This is a genomic window from Mesorhizobium sp. B4-1-1 (genome assembly GCF_006439375.1).
Lineage (GTDB): Bacteria > Pseudomonadota > Alphaproteobacteria > Rhizobiales > Rhizobiaceae > Mesorhizobium.
In genome coordinates, this window is sequence record NZ_VFTH01000001.1 from 234091 (window position 1) to 250102 (window position 16012).

Below are 16012 nucleotides of genomic sequence, written 5' to 3' on the forward strand. Positions count from 1 at the left end.
GGGAGGAAATTCAAGCATAAAGCAAAGGCCGGAGTTTCTCCAAGCCCCCGTTGGCTCCGGGTGGTGCCTCAGTTTGAATCCCTTAGCCACGGAATAGTCGCGCGGCATTCCTTCTCAGCCGCCTCGGCGGTTTCGTAAAATCCTCCTCCGAAGCCGTTTCCGGAGGACGCCCAATACGCATATCTCTCGTCGAGGCCGTGTTCGCCCTCGTACCAAGCGTCCTCATGGAACGTGAAATAAGCAGCGTCACCTATTTCAAATCTGACGATATTAGCCCGTGCAAGCCGATCATCTCGATAGATCGTTTTGAGTACAGTCCTCATCTCTGCCGCTTTTTGTAAGGCGCGCGCTTTCCAGCTTCGGCATAACGCGCGTCCATCTTCTCGCAAGGGTTCGCCATCGACCAACCTGAGACGCCGCACGGCTCCGACTTGCGTGACTTGAGACTGCTCTAACGGCGAGCCCCGGCCAGCGCTCGCCGCTTGGCCTCGTCGATCAGCATATTGGCCACCTGCATGCGGATCATGGCGCGCTGGCGCAGATGCGGCGCGACCCGGTCAGGGTGGTTGGCGAAGGCGAAGTTGCGGCGGATGCGGCCGAAATCGGCGTTCTTGGCGGGACGGTCGAGACCGAGTTCGCCGGCAATCGCTTCGGGATCGATCGGCGGCAGCTTTTCCTCCGGCCAGTGCTCTTCGCCGGCAAGCGTCAGTTTCGCCTGGTCGAGAAGTACCGCGAACTCGGCCGCAAGATCGGCGCCTTGCTCGCGATATTCGGCGGCGGCGCTCTCGCCCGCGACCTTGATGCGGCCGGAATGCAGTTCATCGGCCACGGACAGATAGTCGAATGGGATAGTCGGCCGGGCGCCCTCGTCCTCGCCTTTCTCCGAGGCGACGATCAGGTCGTCGAGCAACGAAGCGAAATCGAGCTTGTTCCCGGTGCCGATCTCAACCTCCCTGTCGTGACGGCATGCATTGATGCCGCCAAACATAGAAGCCTCTCGTTAAAAATGAATGCTGGCGATGTTAACAATTGCCGCTTTTCCGCCGGCAAGACGACATCGGAAAATAAAAAGCCGGACTGCTCTTTCGTGCAGTCCGGCAAAGTCGCCAGGAGTGGCGAGGAAAAAGCCAACCATATGCCGGCACGAGTGCGTACGGTCGAGCGTACCGAAAAGTTTCACGGAAAATCGATTGTGGCGGAAAAATTTCGTGCGGCATGGCAGCCATGCAATTGCTGCACTGCACAATTTTAACAAATCACCTATATGGTGATGTCGGGAGGAACCAACAGGGGCAACTGAGTCATGGGGTTCTTCACTGAAATGTTTGCTCGGCCGCGGCCGCAGGAACACCAGCGTTACCGCTCGGCGCTCGCGCTTCTGAACGCGATGAGCAATGCGGACCGCGCCGATATCGGCATCAAGCCGGCGGATTTTCCGCGCATCGCGCGCGAGATGTCGATCCGCTGAGGTGAACCAAAGAGGTTTCCCGGGACGCCTGGGAAACCTCCAAGCCATTCAAAGGTCAGCGATTTCCGAGGAAAGTTTGCTTGCCGAGCGGCACGCCATTGTGGCGCAGGATGTCGTAGGCGGTTGTGACGTGGAAGTAGAAATTCGGCGTCGCCACATGCAGCAGGTACTGCAGGGCGGGCAACGTAGCTTCGCGCCCGCCGAGCCTTAATTCGACCGTCCTGTCTTCCGATCCCTCCAGATCGGCCGCTGTAAACGTCGCCAGATGATCGAGCGTCTTGGCGATTCGAGCCTGCAGTTCGGCAAAACTCGCTTCGTTGTCCTCGTATTTCGGCACCTCGCGGCCGGCCAGCCGCGACGGCGCGCCCTTGGCATGGTCGGTGGCGATCTGGACCTGCCTGGTCAGCGCGAACATGTCGGGCGCCAGCCGCGCGATGAGGAACACTTGCGGATCGATCTTGCGCTCGACGGCATTCTGCTCCGCCGCCGTCAAGACGCTGGCCAGCGCTTTCAGCCTGGCCGAAAACACGCCCACCGATATGTCGTACATGGAAATGGTCACGGGTATCTCCCACGCGGCCCCAGCGCCGCGGGCCGTGAACTAGCGCCTCGCACCACGATTCTTCAAGCGGCCCTGCGCATGGCGTCACCGCGCCGCCGCAATCACCGTGGTAGTATTTTCGTTACCGAGCGGAGGATTCGATGAAAAGAGCCACTTTCGCAGCGATTGTCTTTTTCTCACTGGCCGGCTTCACGCATTCCGCGCCTGCGGCGGATGCGCCCTATATCGATGACCGATCAAGCGCCGATGCGGTCGTCCGCTCGCTTTATAGCGCTATCAACCGCCACGAATTCGCCCGCGCCTGGAGTTATTTCGGCGATACGAAGCCGGCAAAGGACTTTGACGCCTTCGTCAAGGGTTACGACGGCACCGGCAGCGTCGAAGCCAAGACTGGCGCTGTCTCGGAGGACGGCGCTGCCGGCAGCATCTATTACAGCGTCCCGGTCGCCATCCAGGCGACCGACAAGAAGGGCGACGCCAAGGTTTTCGCCGGCTGTTACACGATCCGCCAGGTCAACGCGCAGATCCAGGAACCGCCCTTTCAGCCGATCTTCATCGACAAGGGCGCCTTGAAGCCCTCGACCAAGGATTTCGACAGCGCCGTGCCGGCAAGCTGCGGCGACGGTCCGCCGCCGCCGAAGAAAGACGAAGCGCTGGAGCAGGCCAAGAAGGCCTTCCTCGCCACCTATGGCGACCAGTGCGACAAGCAAGATCCGGACGGCAAGCCGATCGGCGAGCCCGAGACTCATTCGATCCATTACAAGGACAAGGACGCCCAGCCCAACGACCCGGAGCGCGAGACGCGGCTGTTCCGCTTCTTCTGCTCGATGGCCGCCTACAACGAGACGGCGGTCTACTACGTCGCCGACGACGTCAACGGCGTCTCACAGCTGCAGTTCACCGAGCCGGAGCTCGACATCCGCTACGAGAACAACAACAGCGAAGGCAAGGTCGAATCGATCCACGTCATCGGGTTCAGGACCAGCGGCTGGGCGACCAACTCGGACTATGACGACAACACAAAAACCATCACCACATCCGACAAATGGCGTGGTGTGGGGGATGCCTCATCATCGGGAACCTACCTGTTTCGCAACGGCGATTTCTCGCTCGTCCAGTATGATGTCGATGCATCCTATGACGGCGAGCAAAATCCGCAGACCGTCATCGATTACAACACGGCGCCTTGAGCCTCGCGGAAGAGTCAGGGCGCTTTCGTCAGCATCCAGTTGAGCGTGCCGCGCCAGTCGACCATGCGGATCGGCGTGCCGTGCGTGCCGGTCTCGAAGCGCACGAAGCGGGTCGGATAAGACTTCTTGGCGAGAATTGAGCGGAAGAAGGCTTCCTGCTTCTCCACCGGGAAGACCACGTCATGGCTGCCCTGGCCGAAGAACACCGGCACGCGGCGCTTGAAGGCGGGGCTGGTGAGGAAACTGTTGTCCCATAGCGAACCGAGCAGCAGCAGGCCGTTGACGCGGCTGCCGGTATCCTTGCGCGCGGCGAGCTTCCAGCAGATCATGCCGCCCATCGAGCCGCAGGCGACGAAGATTTTCGCGCCCGGCGATTGCTCCGCATAGCGATCGATCAACGCCGCGACATGCGCCGCGCCCTTGTCGCCGAAATCGGGGAAGTCGGGCGAAACATATAGACCGTTGTTGGCGGCCATCAGGTTCTTGATGCGGTTGAAATTGCCGCCGAAGGTGAAGTCGTCGACACCTTGCTTGCGGCTGCCGCCTTGTCCGTGCAGGTAGAGCACGATGATGGAAGCGCCTTGCGTCCTGCCGACCGCGACATGCCTGATGTCGCCGGCGTCGGTCTTCAGCATCAGGTCCTGCTGCACCTTGCGCACCCCGGGGTCGGTGTATTGCGCACGCACCCGCTTTTCCGGCACCTCGTCGCGCTGGTTGATGTCGCGCGTCTCGCGATAGTCGAGGACGGTGTAGGCGCCGTTATCGCTCGTAGACAGCGTCGCCGGATAAGCGAAGAGGTCGTCCTTGAACGATTTTAGCGAAAGCGTTTGCCCCTCGGCGGTCGAGAGGAAAAGCGCTGTCGCGGCGATCAGGGCGAAGAAAAGTCGGAAACGGAAAGCCATGCCGAGAGCCATGCGAAATTCGGCTCCGCTTTGTCAATCCTGCAGAACGCCGCCTGCCCCTTCCAGCGCCTCGCGCGTGTCGACATCGATCGAGGCGCCCTGCCCGATCTCGACATCGATGACGTCGAGACCCTCGGCTTCGACCAGATGCCGCGCCCCGGTATCGCCCTCGAGTTGCGCGACGGCCGCGAAAAGCGATCGCGGCAAAAGCACCGGATTGCCGCGCTTGCCCTGATGCGAGGCGCGGACCACGGCGTGACCGCCGGCGCGGCGAAACGCATCGATCAGGCTGTCGAGGTCCGTCGACGAAACGCCGGGCATGTCGCCAAGCACGATCATGGCGCCGGCCGCATCGGTCGCGACCTTCGCGATGCCTGTCTTCAACGACGAGGCAAGGCCGTCGACGAAATCGGGATTGTCCACAAATGTTACACTGAGACCGCCAAGCGCCGAACGCACGCGGTCGCGCTGATGGCCTGTGACGACAATGGTGCCGGCGGCCTTCGAGCCCAGCGCACGCCCGGCGGTGCGGCGCACCAGTGGCTCGCCGTCGAACAGCGCCAGAAGCTTGTTCGGCCCGCCCATGCGGCTCGAACGGCCGGCGGCCAGAAGCACGATATCGACTTTCAGCGCCGACCTTGCTGGCTGCGGCGCCGGTTCGCGTGGCTGCGGCCTGGTCGGGATTTCCATCAAAAGCCCGCCGACGCCCATGCCGGCAATATCGCCTGCGGTGACCTCGAGCCCGGCGATCAGGCGATCGAGCACCCAGTCGAAGCCATTCTCCTTCGGGCTGCGCGCGCATCCCGGCGCGCCAACGACGCGCTTGCCGTCGAGCGTTCCCAGCACCAGCAGATTGCCGGGATCGACCGGCATGCCCGCGCGGACGACTGTACCGCCTGCGCGCTCGATCGCGGCCGGCACGACATCGGCGAAGTCGCTCATCGCCGATGCCCCGAAAATCACCACCATGTCGTTGTCGCGCGCCAGCTGGGTTGCGGCCGCCGCGACGGGCGCAATCTCGTGCGGCGTGCGCCGTTCGGCCGTCAGCCGGCCGCCGGAACGCGCCAGCCGCGCCTCGGTGACGCGTAACGTCTTGTCGAGCACGCTCGGCTTGACGCCGGGAAGCACCGTCTGGATGACGCCGACGGTGATGGGGCGATAGGCGTTGACGGCAAAGATCTCGCGGCCGGCGCAGATCCTCGCCACGCTGTCCACCAGGCTTACGGCGACGGCAAAGGGGATGATCTTCACAGTCGCCACCATCTGGCCCTTCTCGACCGGCGCATGCTGCGCCAGCGTCGCGATGGTGATGGCCGGGTCGACGGCATTGATGGCATCGATCATTCCGGCGTCGACGGTAAAGACGCCTGCGGCTCCCGCATGCAAATTCACCCGCCCGGTCGCGGCCGGCTTGACCTCGATGTTGCGGTGGCTCATGGCGGCGGCGATCCTGGCGGCGGCGGCATCCTCGCCGAGATCGTCCTCGGCAAGAACCGCGGCGACGACTTCACCGATGCCCGCGGCTTTGAGCGCCGCGACGTCCTCACGGCTCAGCCGGTGCGCCTTGCGGAACCGTTTTTCACCGGCGGCGGTCGCATGCGCCAGCACCGCCCCTTCCGCCTCATCGATCGGAACCGGTCCGAATTTCACGCCACGGCGCCTTTCGCTTCGAGACCGCGCGAGCGGAAGGCGTGGATGGTCTGCGCAAGGACGGCGACGGCGATCTCGGCCGGACTGGCAGCACCGATATCGAGGCCGATCGGCGCGTGGATGCGGGCGATCTGGTCGGCGCCGGCGCCGAGCGCCAGCAGGCGTTCGATACGCTTGGCGTGGGTCTTGCGGCTGCCGAGCGCCCCGACATAGAAGCACCGCGCGTCGAGCGCCGCCTTCAGCGCGAAATCGTCGATCTTCGGATCGTGGGTCACGGCGGCGAGCGCGGTATAGCTGTCGAGCGGCGCGCGCTTCAGCACATCCTGCGGCCATTCGGCATGCAGCGCGACATCGGGAAAGCGTTCCGGTGTGGCGAAGGCGGTGCGCGGGTCGATGATCTCGACGGGATAGCCGGCGATCCTTGCCATCGGCGCCAGCGCCTGGCTGATATGCACGGCGCCGATCACCACGAGGCGTGGGCGCGGCAGATGCGCGTTGAGAAAGAAGGTCCGCCCTTCCGCCTCCACCGACCTTGAATTGCCGGTGCGGAACGCATTGGCGATTGCCGCCCCGAGATCGCCCGCAACATGGTCGCCCTCGCGCACGATGCGGTCGCGGCTGTCGCCAAGGTCGGTAACCAGCACCGCGGCGCGGCGGGCGCGGCGTTCTTCGTTGAGTGTCTTCAGGACATACGGATCCACGATGGTCAGCCCAGCCGCTCGACATAGACCTTGATGCGGCCGCCGCAGGAAAGGCCTACCTGCCAGGCGGTCTCGTCGGCAACACCGAACTCCAGCATCCTGGCCTGGCCACTGTCGATGACGTCGATCGCCTCGGTCACCACGGCGCCCTCGACGCAACCGCCGGAGACCGAGCCATGGAAATTCCCATCGGCGTCGATGACCAGATGGCTGCCGACCGGACGTGGCGCCGAACCCCAGGTCTCGACCACGGTCGCGATGGCGACATCCTTGCCGTCCTTCATCCAGCCTTCCGCGATGATCAGGGGATCGCGGGCTTCATCGAGATAAATGCTCTCATCCATCGTCGCTTCTCACATAGTCTGTTTTTCAAGGGAAACTTTAGTTTTCCCTAAGGGAAACGTTACGTCCCCAAGGAAACATATGGCTATGCGGCCTGCCTCCCGCCAGTTCGCAGCCAGCGGCGCGGATCGACCGAAGCCGCCGGCCGCTGGTCGAGCGAGGCGCAAAGATCGGCCAGCGCATCGAGATTGTGCACCGTCCGGAACTCGTCGACATGCGGCAGCATCGCCTTGACGCCGCGGGCGCGCGCCTCAAACCCGTCGAAGCGCAACAGCGGATTGAGCCAAATCAGCCGCCGGCAGGATTTATGCAGCCGCTCCATCTCCTGCGAAAGGCCGGTGACGTCGTCGCGCTCCAGCCCATCGGTGATGAGGAGCACAACCGCGCCCTGCCCGAGCACGCGCCGCGACCACAACCGGTTGAACTCGGCGAGCGTGTCGCCGATGCGGGTGCCGCCCGACCAGTCCTTCACCGCCGCCGAGCAATCGGCCAGCGCCTCGTCCGGATCGCGATGGCGCATCTGGCGGGTCAGGTTGGTCAGCCGCGTGCCGAAGACGAAGGCATGCACGCGCCGGCGTTTTTCCGTCAATGCGTGCAGGAAATGCAGGAAGATGCGCGTGTACTGGCTCATCGAGCCGGAAATGTCGGCCAGCACCACCAGTGGCGGATGCACTTCGCGCGGCGACCGGAATTTTGGCAGGATAAGCTCACCGCCGGTGCGGGCGGCCGAGCGCATCATGGCGCGCGGATCGATGCGGCGCCCCTGCGCGGCGGCCTTGAAGCGCCGCGTGCGGATCAGATCGAAGGGTAGGCGCAAGGCCGCGATCGCCTTTTTGGCACCGGCCATTTCCGCTGCATCCATCTGCGCAAAATCCTTGCCCCGCAGCACCTCGTTGCCGGAAAAGGTGAGGCGCGCATCGACTTCGATCTCCGGCACTTCGCGTACGGGCTGGTTCTTCCGATGGCCTTCGAACATCGCCTGGCTGACCCGGTTCTCGGCCGTGCGCGGCTTCTGCTTTTCGCGGTCGTCCGGCGCGACCGGCGAAAACATCGCCAGCAGCTTCTCGATCAACTCACGCGATTTCCAGAACAGGCGGAAGGCCTCGTCGAAGACAGGATGATCCTCGTGCCGCGAGACGAGCACCGCATGCAGCGTCCAATAGAAATCGTCGCGCGAGCCGATGCCGGCAGCGAGCACCGCCTCGATGGCGTCTTTCACCGAGGCCGGGCCAACGCGCATGCCGGCCTTGCGCAGCGCCCGCGCGAAATAGACGATGTTGTCGGCGATGCGCCCGTCAGCCGTCGCCTCCCTGGGTTCCGGACGCGGCAACGGCATCGCGCCTACTCCGCCGCCGAAAGCTCGGCCTTCACCTCATTGAGGATGCGCCGGCCCTCGCCCTCGCCGATACGGGCGATGTCGTCCTGGTACTTCAAGAGCACGCCGATCGTGTCCGACACGGTCTCCGGATCGAGCGCCACCTTGTCGAGTTCTGTCAGCGCGCCGGCCCAATCGATGGTTTCGGCGACGCCAGGCGCCTTGAACAGCTCGACCTGGCGCAGCTTCTGGATGAAGGACACGACCTCCGCCGACAGCCGGCGGTTCGCCTGCGGCACCTTGCGGCGCACGATCTCCAGTTCGCGCTCGGCATTCGGGTAATCGACCCAATGATAGAGGCAGCGACGCTTCAGCGCGTCGTGGATCTCGCGCGTGCGGTTGGTTGTGATGATGACGATCGGCGGCTCTTCCGCCTTGATCGTGCCGAGCTCCGGGACGGTCACCTGGAAGTCCGACAGGATTTCGAGCAGGAACGCCTCGAACGCTTCGTCCGTGCGGTCCAGTTCGTCGATGAGGAACACCGGCGCCTCGCCCGCCTTGCCGGTCAGCGCATCGAGCACCGGACGGCGGATCAGGTATTTCTCGGAAAAGACGTTCCGCTCCATGTCGGAGCGCACGACCTTGCCCGCCGCCTCCTCCATGCGAATCTCGATCATCTGCGCGGCATAATTCCATTCATAGACGGCCGAGGAGACGTCGAGCCCTTCATAGCATTGCAGGCGGATCAGCCGGCGACCAAGCGCGTCGGCCAGGACCTTGGCGATCTCGGTCTTGCCGACACCCGCCTCGCCTTCGAGAAACAAGGGCCGCTTCATGCGCAGCGATAAAAACAGCACGGTCGCCAGCGAACGGTCCGCGACATAATCCGCGCCGGTCAAAAGATCGAGCGTTTCGTCGATCGATCTCGGCGCGGGGCGCGGCGCGGTCATCTTGTCTCCGTGGATCCCGCTTGCCCGTTTCAAAGAACGTGATAGCCGCGGTTGTGGTAGATCAGCGGGCGCAAATTATCGCCGATGCGCAGGCCTGTCACCTTGCCAAAAAGCACACGGTGGGTGGCAAGGTCCTTGGCATCGATGATCTCGCAGTCGAACACCGCAAGGGCGCCTTTCAGCGTCGGCGCGCCGGTCGAGATCACGTCCCACTCGGCAAGCGCGAAGCGCTCCTCTGCCGGCAGGCCAGTGACGCCCGAAAAGCCGACCGAGACGGCTTCCTGGTCGGATGCGAGCGTGTTGAGCGCGAACTTGCCGTTCTTGACGAAAGCTTCGTTCTTGGCGTTCTCGCGGTTGAGGCAAACCAGCACCGTCGGCGGCGTGTCCGAAACCGAACAGGCGGCGATCACCGTCGCGCCCCTCTTGCCGCCGGGCCCGTCGGTCGTCACCACATGCACATGGCCGGCAAAATGCGCCATCGCATCGCGATAGTGCTGCGGCCCGATATCATTGATCTTCAGCACCTGATAATCCACCTGTCGGAACCAGTTCGTTATATATGGCGGCATATTGCATGCCACAAGTTGCATAGCACGGGCGAAGTGCTTGACTGCAATCCGCAAATTCGCGTGTTGCGCGGCGCTTAGCCAGCCTTTAGGTCTTTCTTGGAATAGTGTCGGAACCATACGCCCGGCACGGAGGACCTCTTCGCCCGAATGCGCCTTCTGACGACGACAATAGCCGCGCTGACGACGGCGATAGCCGCGTTGTTTTGGCTGGCAGCCAACGCCGACGCCGAGACGCTGGTCGGCGTTGCCGCGCCGCTTTCCGGTCCATCGGCGATCCTCGGCAAACAGGTCGAGGCCGGCGCCGGCCTGGCAGCCGAGGCAAACGGCATCGCGTTCAAGGCCGTCGACGATGCCTGCACCGCCGAGGGCGGCGCCGCGGCGGCAAGGGAATTCGTCGACGCCAAGGCCAATGTCGTGGTCGGCTTCCTCTGCACAGAGGCGATCGAGGCCGCGCTGCCGATCCTGAAGGACGCCAACATACCGGTGATCACCGTCGGCGTGCGCACCGAAGGCCTGACCGACCGGCGCGCCAAGACCGGCTGGCCGGTCTACCGGCTCGGCCCGCGTGGCGACGATGAGCGCAATGCGGTCGCCGCCAAGCTCACCCAGCTCTGGCGCGACGACCTGTTCGCCATCGTCGACGACGGCACCATCTATGGCCGCGAGATCGCCGAGACCTTTCGCGCCGCGGCCGAGCAGGCGGCGCTGAAACCTGCCTTCGTCGACACGTTCCGGCCGCAGCTCGACAACCAGATCGGACTGGTCGGCCGGCTGAAGAAGGCCGGCGCGACAAAGGTGTTCGCCGGCGGCGACGGCGACGACATCGCCATCATGGGCCGCGACGCCGCCCAGCTCGATGCCGGCATCACCTTTGCCGGCGGCGAGAACCTTCGTACGCCGCAGGGCGATGTGCCCTACACCGTCGGCACACTGATGATCGCCCCACCGGAATGGTCGGAGGTCGCCGATCCCAACGTGGTGCAGGCTTTCGCCGCGAAGAACATCGTGCCCGACGGCTACACGCTGCCGGCCTATGCGGCGGTCGAGGTCGCCAAGGCCGCGACAGCCGATGCGGAAAGCTCCGGCCAGCCACTCGCCGATGCGCTGACCGGCCATGATTTCACCACCGCGATCGGCACCATTCGCTTTGACGACAAGGGCGACCTCACCCAGAACCCGTTCCGCGTCTTCCGCTTCGACGGCACGCATTTCGTACCGCTGGAGGACAAGTGATGTTCCGCACCGGACCGCGCAACCTCATCACCGACGTTGCCGGCCTCAGCGTCGGCAGTACAGCCGACGCCGGGCTGAAATCCGGCGTCACGGTGGTGCTGTGCGATGAGCCTGCCGTGGCCGGCTTCCAGGTGCTGGGCGGCGCGCCAGGCACGCGCGAGACCGATCTGCTCGAGCCGCAGAATTCGATCGCGACGGTCCATGCCATCGTTCTGTCCGGCGGCTCGGCCTTTGGCCTCGACGCCGCCTCCGGCGTGCAGGCGGCGCTGCGCGAAAAGGATATCGGTGTCGAGGTCGGCGGTTTCCGCGTGCCGATCGTGCCGGCCGCGATCCTGTTCGACCTGCGCAACGGCGGCGACAAGGATTGGGGCCGTTATCCGCCCTATCGCGACCTCGGCTATGAGGCTGTCCAGGCGGCGACAGTGGATTTCGAAATCGGCACGGCTGGCGCCGGCACTGGCGCGCTGAGCTCCGGGCTGAAAGGCGGGCTGGGCTCGGCCTCGACGGTGCTCGACAGCGGCGTCACCATCGGCGCGCTTGCCGCCGTCAACCCGACCGGCTCGGTGACGGTCGGCCGCAGCCGCCATTTCTGGGCAGCGCCCTTCGAGATCGGCGACGAGTTCGGCGGCCTGGGTTATCCCGCGCCGATGCCCGAAGAGGCCAGGAAGATCCTGCTGAAATACCGCGACAGGCGCGTCGGCGGGCATGGGGAAGCCGGCAGCACCACCATCGCCGTCATCGCCACGGACGCCGTCATGACCAAGGCCGCGGCCAAGCGGCTGGCGATCTCGGCGCATGACGGCTTCGCCCGCGCCATCTGGCCGACGCATACGCCGGCCGACGGCGATCTGGTGTTCGCGCTGGCGACGGGCCGGAGCGGAAAAGAACTCGGCGCCGACGCCGCGATCGACCTGTTCGCGGCGGCCGGCGCCACCATGGCGCGCGCGATCAGCCGCGGCGTATATGCCGCGACACCCGCGAACGGCGACCTGTTTCCGGTCTGGTCGTCGCGTTGACGGCTAATCAAGTCGGATCGGATTTCTCTTCCTCGAAGGTAACGGCGACATCGGAATTCGCGGAGAGCCATACCTTCTGCCCGTCGATCTCCGCGACCAGGGCAAGCGAAATGTAGTGGTGATGGCCCTTGTGCGAGCCCATGCCGCTGTCAGCCTTGGTCAGCTTGATCCGGTCACCCTCGACCTTGTCGACGGAGCCGATATGGACGCCATCGGCGCCTATCACTTCCATATGTCCGCGTATCTTGCTGATGTCGGTGCTCATGCTGGTCCTCCGCTGGATGGCGATTTGCCCTTTCGGATGCGAGACGGCCGACAATAACAAATGAACGCCAGATTGGATGCATCGCACGGCACGTCTCGTTCACCATGACGTGATAGCCATGACGCTGATGAGACAGATGTCATGCGAATTACGCCCAGCCTGCCCGGCCACCCGACGCGCGCTACGGCTTGCCGCCCATGATGCCGCTGCAGCAAGTTCCCCTGCGCTGCGGTCTCCCAGATCGGTTGCGCGCCGCCGTTCCGTCGGCAAGCGAGACTGTTGTTGGAACTTTGCTCTGGGCCGCCGCCATGGGTGCGGGTGCGCTGGCAAATCTTCTGCTGGCCGCCTGGGAGACGCCCGACAGGATCCGCTTTGTCGCGCTGTTTTATGGTCTTGGCGGCGTGCTTGCCTTCCCGGTTGGATTGACGCTGGCCAGACTGGTTTTCTCGCGGCCGTCTTTGGGAAACAGCCTTCGCTGCGGCATTCGTGTCGCTTCTGGCGGCAACGCTCGCCTTCACCGGCGGCCTGTTCGCGCTGCAATATCGCTCCTACTATGCCGAATGGCACGCGTCGGCATTCACGCTGACCTGGGCGTTTGAATTCGCCTTCACCATGCTGACCGCGCTCTATCAGTTCGTCGTGCTCGGCGTGCGGCTCTATTTTCCGCTGGGTTTTGCAGCGCTTGTCACGGCAAGTATCTGGTTTGCGCGGCAGCGGCGTTGAGCATCGGGGCCGCCTCTGTTAGGACGCGGCCAACGCTTTTTCCCATCAGGACTCAAAAAACGGATGATCCCTCGCTATTCCCGACCGGAAATGGTCGCCATCTGGTCGCCCGAAACCCGCTTCCGCATCTGGTTCGAGATCGAGGCGCATGCCTGCGATGCGCTGGCGGAGTTAGGCGTCATTCCGAAGGAAGCGGCAAGGACCATCTGGGAGAAAGGCGGCGCTGCCAAATTCGACGTCGCCAAGATCGACGAGATCGAGCGCGTGACCAAGCATGACGTCATCGCTTTCCTGACCCATCTCGCCGAATTCGTCGGACCGGATGCCCGCTTCATCCACCAGGGCATGACGTCGTCGGATGTGCTCGACACCTGTCTTGCCGTGCAGTTGACGCGGGCCAGCGACATCCTGCTTGCCGATATAGACGCCCTGCTCGCGGCGCTGAAGCGCCGTGCTTTCGAGCACAAGGACACCGTCACCATCGGCCGCAGCCACGGCATCCATGCCGAGCCGACCACCTTCGGCGTCAAGCTGGCGCAGGCCTATGCCGAATTCTCGCGCTGCCGCGAGCGGCTGGTGCACGCGCGGGAAGACATCGCCACCTGCGCCATTTCCGGCGCGGTCGGCACTTTCGCCAACATCGAGCCTTATGTCGAAGAGCATGTGGCGGCAAAGCTTGGGCTGAAGCCGGAACCGGTGTCCACCCAGGTCATCCCGCGCGACCGCCATGCCATGTTCTTTGCCACGCTCGGCGTCATCGCCTCCTCGGTCGAACGCCTCGCGGTCGAAATCCGCCATCTGCAGCGCACCGAGGTGCTGGAAGCGGAAGAGTATTTCTCGCCGGGGCAGAAGGGCTCGTCGGCGATGCCGCACAAGCGCAACCCGGTGCTGACCGAGAATCTCACCGGCCTTGCCCGCATGGTGCGTTCGATGGCGTTGCCGGCCATGGAAGACGTGGCGCTCTGGCACGAGCGTGACATTTCGCATTCCTCGGTCGAGCGCATGATCGGGCCGGACGCGACGGTGACGCTGGACTTCGCGCTGGCGCGCCTGACCGGCGTCGTCGACAAGCTGCTCGTCTACCCCGAGAACATGGAGAAGAACCTCAACAAGTTCCGCGGGCTGGTGCACTCGCAGCGCGTGCTTCTGGCGCTGACCCAGGCCGGCCTGTCGCGCGAGGACTCCTACCGCCTGGTGCAGCGCAACGCCATGAAGGTCTGGGAACACGGCGCCGATTTCCTTGAGGAACTGCTTGCCGACAAGGACGTGACGGCGGCCCTTTCGGAAGCAGATATCCGCGAGAAATTCGATCTCGGCTATCACACCAAGCATGTCGACACGATCTTCAGGCGGGTGTTCGGGGAAGCTTGATCTTTCTTTCGCCCCGTCTCTATACGGGGAGAAGGTGCCCGAAGGGCGGATGAGGGGCGGCGCCGACTTCGGTGACTATCGCACCCGTCTGTCGTGAAACATCCTGACGCCGGCGCTGCCCCGCATTGCCCTGCCGGGCATTTCTCCCGTATAGTGACGGGGAGAAAGACGCTGTCACCGACGCCCGGTCAAGCCTTCCCAGGCACAGCCCTGATCACCGTGCCCCACGGGTCCTCTCGGCTCGTCTCTTCCTTCACATTGTCCGAACGCATCTCGACCCAGGCGAGGCCCGAGCGGGAGGGGTCGCGGCGGCCGGCGCCGGCGCTCTGCCAGGCATTGGCGCCGATATGGTGGTGGTAATGGCCGGACGACAAGAACACCGCCTGGCTGCCATATTTCGCCACCGTGTCGAAGCCGAACTGGTCATGCCACCAAGCCTCCGCATCTTCCGGCCGCCCGACGCGCAGATGCACATGGCCGACAATGGTGTTTTCCGGTGCGCCTTGCCAGCCCGCATCGCCCGCCGGCACGCTGCCCACCACCGCCGGCAGGTTCAGCCGCTCGGTCGCCATGGCGATCTTGTCGCCGTTCCACTTCCAGTCCTGCGGGCGGCGGTCCGCATAGATCTCGATGCCATTGCCCTCCGGGTCGGTCAGGTAAAGCGCCTCGCTGACCAGATGGTCGGAAGCGCCCTCGATACCGATGCGGCTGGCGGCGGCGTGGCTGATCCAGCGGCCAAGATCGGCGCGCGATGGCAAAAGGAAAGCGGTGTGGAAAAGCCCGGCGCTGCGCGGATCGTCCGGCTTGGCCGAAGAATCCTGTTCAAGCACCAACAGCGGCCGGTTGGCGGCGCCAAGCGTGATCGCGCCATCGGCGCGGCTCAATTCCTGCAGGCCGACGACCGCGCGATAATAGGCAGCAAGGCTCTCGGCGTCCCGCGCCTTCAGCCCGACACGCGAAACGCTGACCGGGGTGGTCGCGGCAAAAGGCAGCTCGCTCATCAAACTCTCCGTTCGGGCGTCGCCTCTTCCCGAAATGGGATTTGCAGGCCGCCACCTCTTCTTCCCCTCCAAATCGTCGATTGCGATCGTTCACACAAGAGAGCAAGAGTCGAACAAGTTGTTCACAATTGTGATCACGCCGATATAGGCGACAGGGTTGCAGCCGAGAAGACCGCTCGCTACATCGGCGCCATGAAAGTCAAAGACGCAGATATTCTGATCGTGCCGGGCTACACCAATTCCGGTCCCGAGCATTGGCAGACCCGCTGGCAGTCAAAACTGTCGACGGCGCGCCGTGTCGAGCAGGCGGAATGGACCAAGCCCGTGCGCGAGGACTGGACGGCGAGCGTAGCGAACGCCGTCAACGAGGCCGAGCGGCCGGTGGTTCTCGTTGCGCACTCGCTTGGCGTCGCGGCCGCGGTGCAGGCCATCCCGCAATTCAGGAAGCCGGTCGCCGGCGCCTTCTTCGTCGCGCCGCCGGATGTCTCCAATCCGGAAATCAGGCCGAAACATCTGATGACCTTTGGCCCTTATTCGCGCGATCCCCTGCCCTTTCCGTCCATCGTGATCGCCAGCCGCAACGATCCGTTTTGCGCTTTCGCGGTCGCCGAGGACATTGCCGCCGCCTGGGGATCGCTCTTCATCGACGCCGGCGAAGCCGGCCATCTCAACCACGACGCGGGTTTTGGCCCCTGGCCCGAGGGTTCGATGACGTTCGCCAAGTTTCTGACGGAACTGAAAGAACCCTGATCGG

General features: G+C 64.2%; 19 protein-coding genes. 8 read left to right on the forward strand and 11 right to left on the reverse strand.

The features are described 5' to 3' along the window. Positions 1-451: 451 nt before the first annotated feature. Positions 452-910: a hypothetical protein gene (locus FJW10_RS01160; protein WP_140898220.1), complete on the reverse strand. Its 459-nt coding sequence runs from the start codon at positions 908-910 to the stop codon at positions 452-454. 96 nt (positions 911-1006) lie between these two features. Here FJW10_RS01160 and FJW10_RS01165 point away from each other — a divergent pair, with 96 nt between their 5' ends. Next, complete coding sequence (locus FJW10_RS01165; RefSeq protein ID WP_140897770.1) at positions 1007-1252, forward strand: hypothetical protein; 246 nt, start codon at positions 1007-1009, stop codon at positions 1250-1252. 51 nt (positions 1253-1303) lie between these two features. Continuing rightward, positions 1304-1468 (forward strand): DUF1127 domain-containing protein, encoded by a 165-nt coding sequence (locus FJW10_RS01170; protein WP_095765222.1) that lies wholly within the window; start codon positions 1304-1306, stop codon positions 1466-1468. A 55-nt stretch (positions 1469-1523) separates the two neighbouring features. On the opposite strand, the gene FJW10_RS01175 is transcribed toward FJW10_RS01170, so the two are convergent. Then, positions 1524-2030: a DUF1993 family protein gene (locus tag FJW10_RS01175; protein ID WP_140897772.1), complete on the reverse strand. Its 507-nt coding sequence runs from the start codon at positions 2028-2030 to the stop codon at positions 1524-1526. 140 nt (positions 2031-2170) lie between these two features. On the opposite strand from FJW10_RS01175, the gene FJW10_RS01180 reads away from it, so the two are divergent. Then, positions 2171-3220, forward strand: a complete 1050-nt coding sequence (locus FJW10_RS01180; protein ID WP_140897775.1) for a DUF1176 domain-containing protein — start codon at positions 2171-2173, stop codon at positions 3218-3220. A 14-nt stretch (positions 3221-3234) separates the two neighbouring features. On the opposite strand, the gene FJW10_RS01185 is transcribed toward FJW10_RS01180, so the two are convergent. From FJW10_RS01185 to FJW10_RS01215, 7 genes are all read right to left on the reverse strand, one after another. After that, the gene (locus tag FJW10_RS01185; RefSeq protein WP_140898222.1) at positions 3235-4122 is read right to left on the reverse strand and encodes an alpha/beta fold hydrolase; all 888 of its coding nucleotides are present in this window, start codon (positions 4120-4122) and stop codon (positions 3235-3237) included. A 33-nt stretch (positions 4123-4155) separates the two neighbouring features. Further along, positions 4156-5772: a molybdopterin-binding/glycosyltransferase family 2 protein gene (locus FJW10_RS01190; RefSeq protein ID WP_140897777.1), complete on the reverse strand. Its 1617-nt coding sequence runs from the start codon at positions 5770-5772 to the stop codon at positions 4156-4158. Then, the gene (locus tag FJW10_RS01195; RefSeq protein WP_140897780.1) at positions 5769-6473 is read right to left on the reverse strand and encodes an XdhC family protein; all 705 of its coding nucleotides are present in this window, start codon (positions 6471-6473) and stop codon (positions 5769-5771) included. The genes FJW10_RS01190 and FJW10_RS01195 overlap by 4 nt, the downstream gene beginning before the upstream one ends. A gap of 5 nt (positions 6474-6478) precedes the next feature. Beyond that, a complete protein-coding gene (locus FJW10_RS01200; protein WP_140783321.1) occupies positions 6479-6817 on the reverse strand; it encodes an XdhC family protein in 339 nt (112 codons plus the stop codon). 83 nt (positions 6818-6900) lie between these two features. Then, positions 6901-8151, reverse strand: a complete 1251-nt coding sequence (locus FJW10_RS01205; protein ID WP_181177367.1) for a VWA domain-containing protein — start codon at positions 8149-8151, stop codon at positions 6901-6903. Between the two features lie 5 nt (positions 8152-8156). Beyond that, entirely contained in the window at positions 8157-9080 is a 924-nt protein-coding gene (locus FJW10_RS01210; protein ID WP_140897782.1) for a MoxR family ATPase, read from the reverse strand. Between the two features lie 29 nt (positions 9081-9109). After that, complete coding sequence (locus FJW10_RS01215; protein ID WP_140677471.1) at positions 9110-9604, reverse strand: flavin reductase; 495 nt, start codon at positions 9602-9604, stop codon at positions 9110-9112. Between the two features lie 192 nt (positions 9605-9796). On the opposite strand from FJW10_RS01215, the gene FJW10_RS01220 reads away from it, so the two are divergent. Together FJW10_RS01220 and FJW10_RS01225 are read left to right on the forward strand one after the other, a co-directional pair. Further along, positions 9797-10882: a branched-chain amino acid ABC transporter substrate-binding protein gene (locus FJW10_RS01220; RefSeq protein ID WP_140897784.1), complete on the forward strand. Its 1086-nt coding sequence runs from the start codon at positions 9797-9799 to the stop codon at positions 10880-10882. Continuing rightward, positions 10882-11898 (forward strand): P1 family peptidase, encoded by a 1017-nt coding sequence (locus FJW10_RS01225; protein WP_140897786.1) that lies wholly within the window; start codon positions 10882-10884, stop codon positions 11896-11898. The genes FJW10_RS01220 and FJW10_RS01225 overlap by 1 nt, the downstream gene beginning before the upstream one ends. 7 nt (positions 11899-11905) lie before the next feature. On the opposite strand, the gene FJW10_RS01230 is transcribed toward FJW10_RS01225, so the two are convergent. Further along, positions 11906-12163, reverse strand: coding sequence for a DUF2171 domain-containing protein (locus tag FJW10_RS01230; RefSeq protein WP_140830348.1), 258 nt, complete (start codon positions 12161-12163; stop codon positions 11906-11908). Positions 12164-12649: 486 nt separating this feature from the next. Between FJW10_RS01230 and FJW10_RS31020 the strand changes: the two genes are divergently transcribed. Together FJW10_RS31020 and purB are read left to right on the forward strand one after the other, a co-directional pair. Then, positions 12650-12886 (forward strand): hypothetical protein, encoded by a 237-nt coding sequence (locus FJW10_RS31020; protein WP_348639745.1) that lies wholly within the window; start codon positions 12650-12652, stop codon positions 12884-12886. A gap of 63 nt (positions 12887-12949) precedes the next feature. Then, on the forward strand, positions 12950-14257 hold the full coding sequence (gene purB / locus FJW10_RS01240) for an adenylosuccinate lyase (RefSeq protein WP_140897789.1): 1308 nt from the start codon (positions 12950-12952) through the stop codon (positions 14255-14257). 188 nt (positions 14258-14445) lie between these two features. Here the strand turns inward: purB and FJW10_RS01245 are convergent, their stop codons facing one another. After that, positions 14446-15258 carry a VOC family protein gene (locus FJW10_RS01245; RefSeq protein WP_140897791.1) on the reverse strand — a complete coding sequence of 271 codons (813 nt, stop codon included), beginning with the start codon at positions 15256-15258 and terminating at the stop codon, positions 14446-14448. A 192-nt stretch (positions 15259-15450) separates the two neighbouring features. Here FJW10_RS01245 and FJW10_RS01250 point away from each other — a divergent pair, with 192 nt between their 5' ends. After that, positions 15451-16008 carry an alpha/beta hydrolase gene (locus FJW10_RS01250; RefSeq protein WP_140830353.1) on the forward strand — a complete coding sequence of 186 codons (558 nt, stop codon included), beginning with the start codon at positions 15451-15453 and terminating at the stop codon, positions 16006-16008. The last annotated feature ends 4 nt before the right edge of the window (positions 16009-16012 follow it).

What these genes read in the sequence shown, in the direction of transcription:
- FJW10_RS01165 (WP_140897770.1), top strand. Translation starts at nt 1,007, where the DNA reads ATGAATGCTGGCGATGTTAACAATTGCCGCTTTTCCGCCGGCAAGACG.
- FJW10_RS01170 (WP_095765222.1), top strand. Translation starts at nt 1,304, where the DNA reads ATGGGGTTCTTCACTGAAATGTTTGCTCGGCCGCGGCCGCAGGAACAC.
- FJW10_RS01180 (WP_140897775.1), top strand. Translation starts at nt 2,171, where the DNA reads ATGAAAAGAGCCACTTTCGCAGCGATTGTCTTTTTCTCACTGGCCGGC.
- FJW10_RS01185 (WP_140898222.1), bottom strand. Translation starts at nt 4,122, where the DNA reads ATGGCTTTCCGTTTCCGACTTTTCTTCGCCCTGATCGCCGCGACAGCG.
- FJW10_RS01200 (WP_140783321.1), bottom strand. Translation starts at nt 6,817, where the DNA reads ATGGATGAGAGCATTTATCTCGATGAAGCCCGCGATCCCCTGATCATC.
- FJW10_RS01205 (WP_181177367.1), bottom strand. Translation starts at nt 8,151, where the DNA reads ATGCCGTTGCCGCGTCCGGAACCCAGGGAGGCGACGGCTGACGGGCGC.
- FJW10_RS01210 (WP_140897782.1), bottom strand. Translation starts at nt 9,080, where the DNA reads ATGACCGCGCCGCGCCCCGCGCCGAGATCGATCGACGAAACGCTCGAT.
- FJW10_RS01220 (WP_140897784.1), top strand. Translation starts at nt 9,797, where the DNA reads ATGCGCCTTCTGACGACGACAATAGCCGCGCTGACGACGGCGATAGCC.
- FJW10_RS01225 (WP_140897786.1), top strand. Translation starts at nt 10,882, where the DNA reads ATGTTCCGCACCGGACCGCGCAACCTCATCACCGACGTTGCCGGCCTC.
- FJW10_RS01230 (WP_140830348.1), bottom strand. Translation starts at nt 12,163, where the DNA reads ATGAGCACCGACATCAGCAAGATACGCGGACATATGGAAGTGATAGGC.
- purB (WP_140897789.1), top strand. Translation starts at nt 12,950, where the DNA reads ATGATCCCTCGCTATTCCCGACCGGAAATGGTCGCCATCTGGTCGCCC.
- FJW10_RS01245 (WP_140897791.1), bottom strand. Translation starts at nt 15,258, where the DNA reads ATGAGCGAGCTGCCTTTTGCCGCGACCACCCCGGTCAGCGTTTCGCGT.
- FJW10_RS01250 (WP_140830353.1), top strand. Translation starts at nt 15,451, where the DNA reads ATGAAAGTCAAAGACGCAGATATTCTGATCGTGCCGGGCTACACCAAT.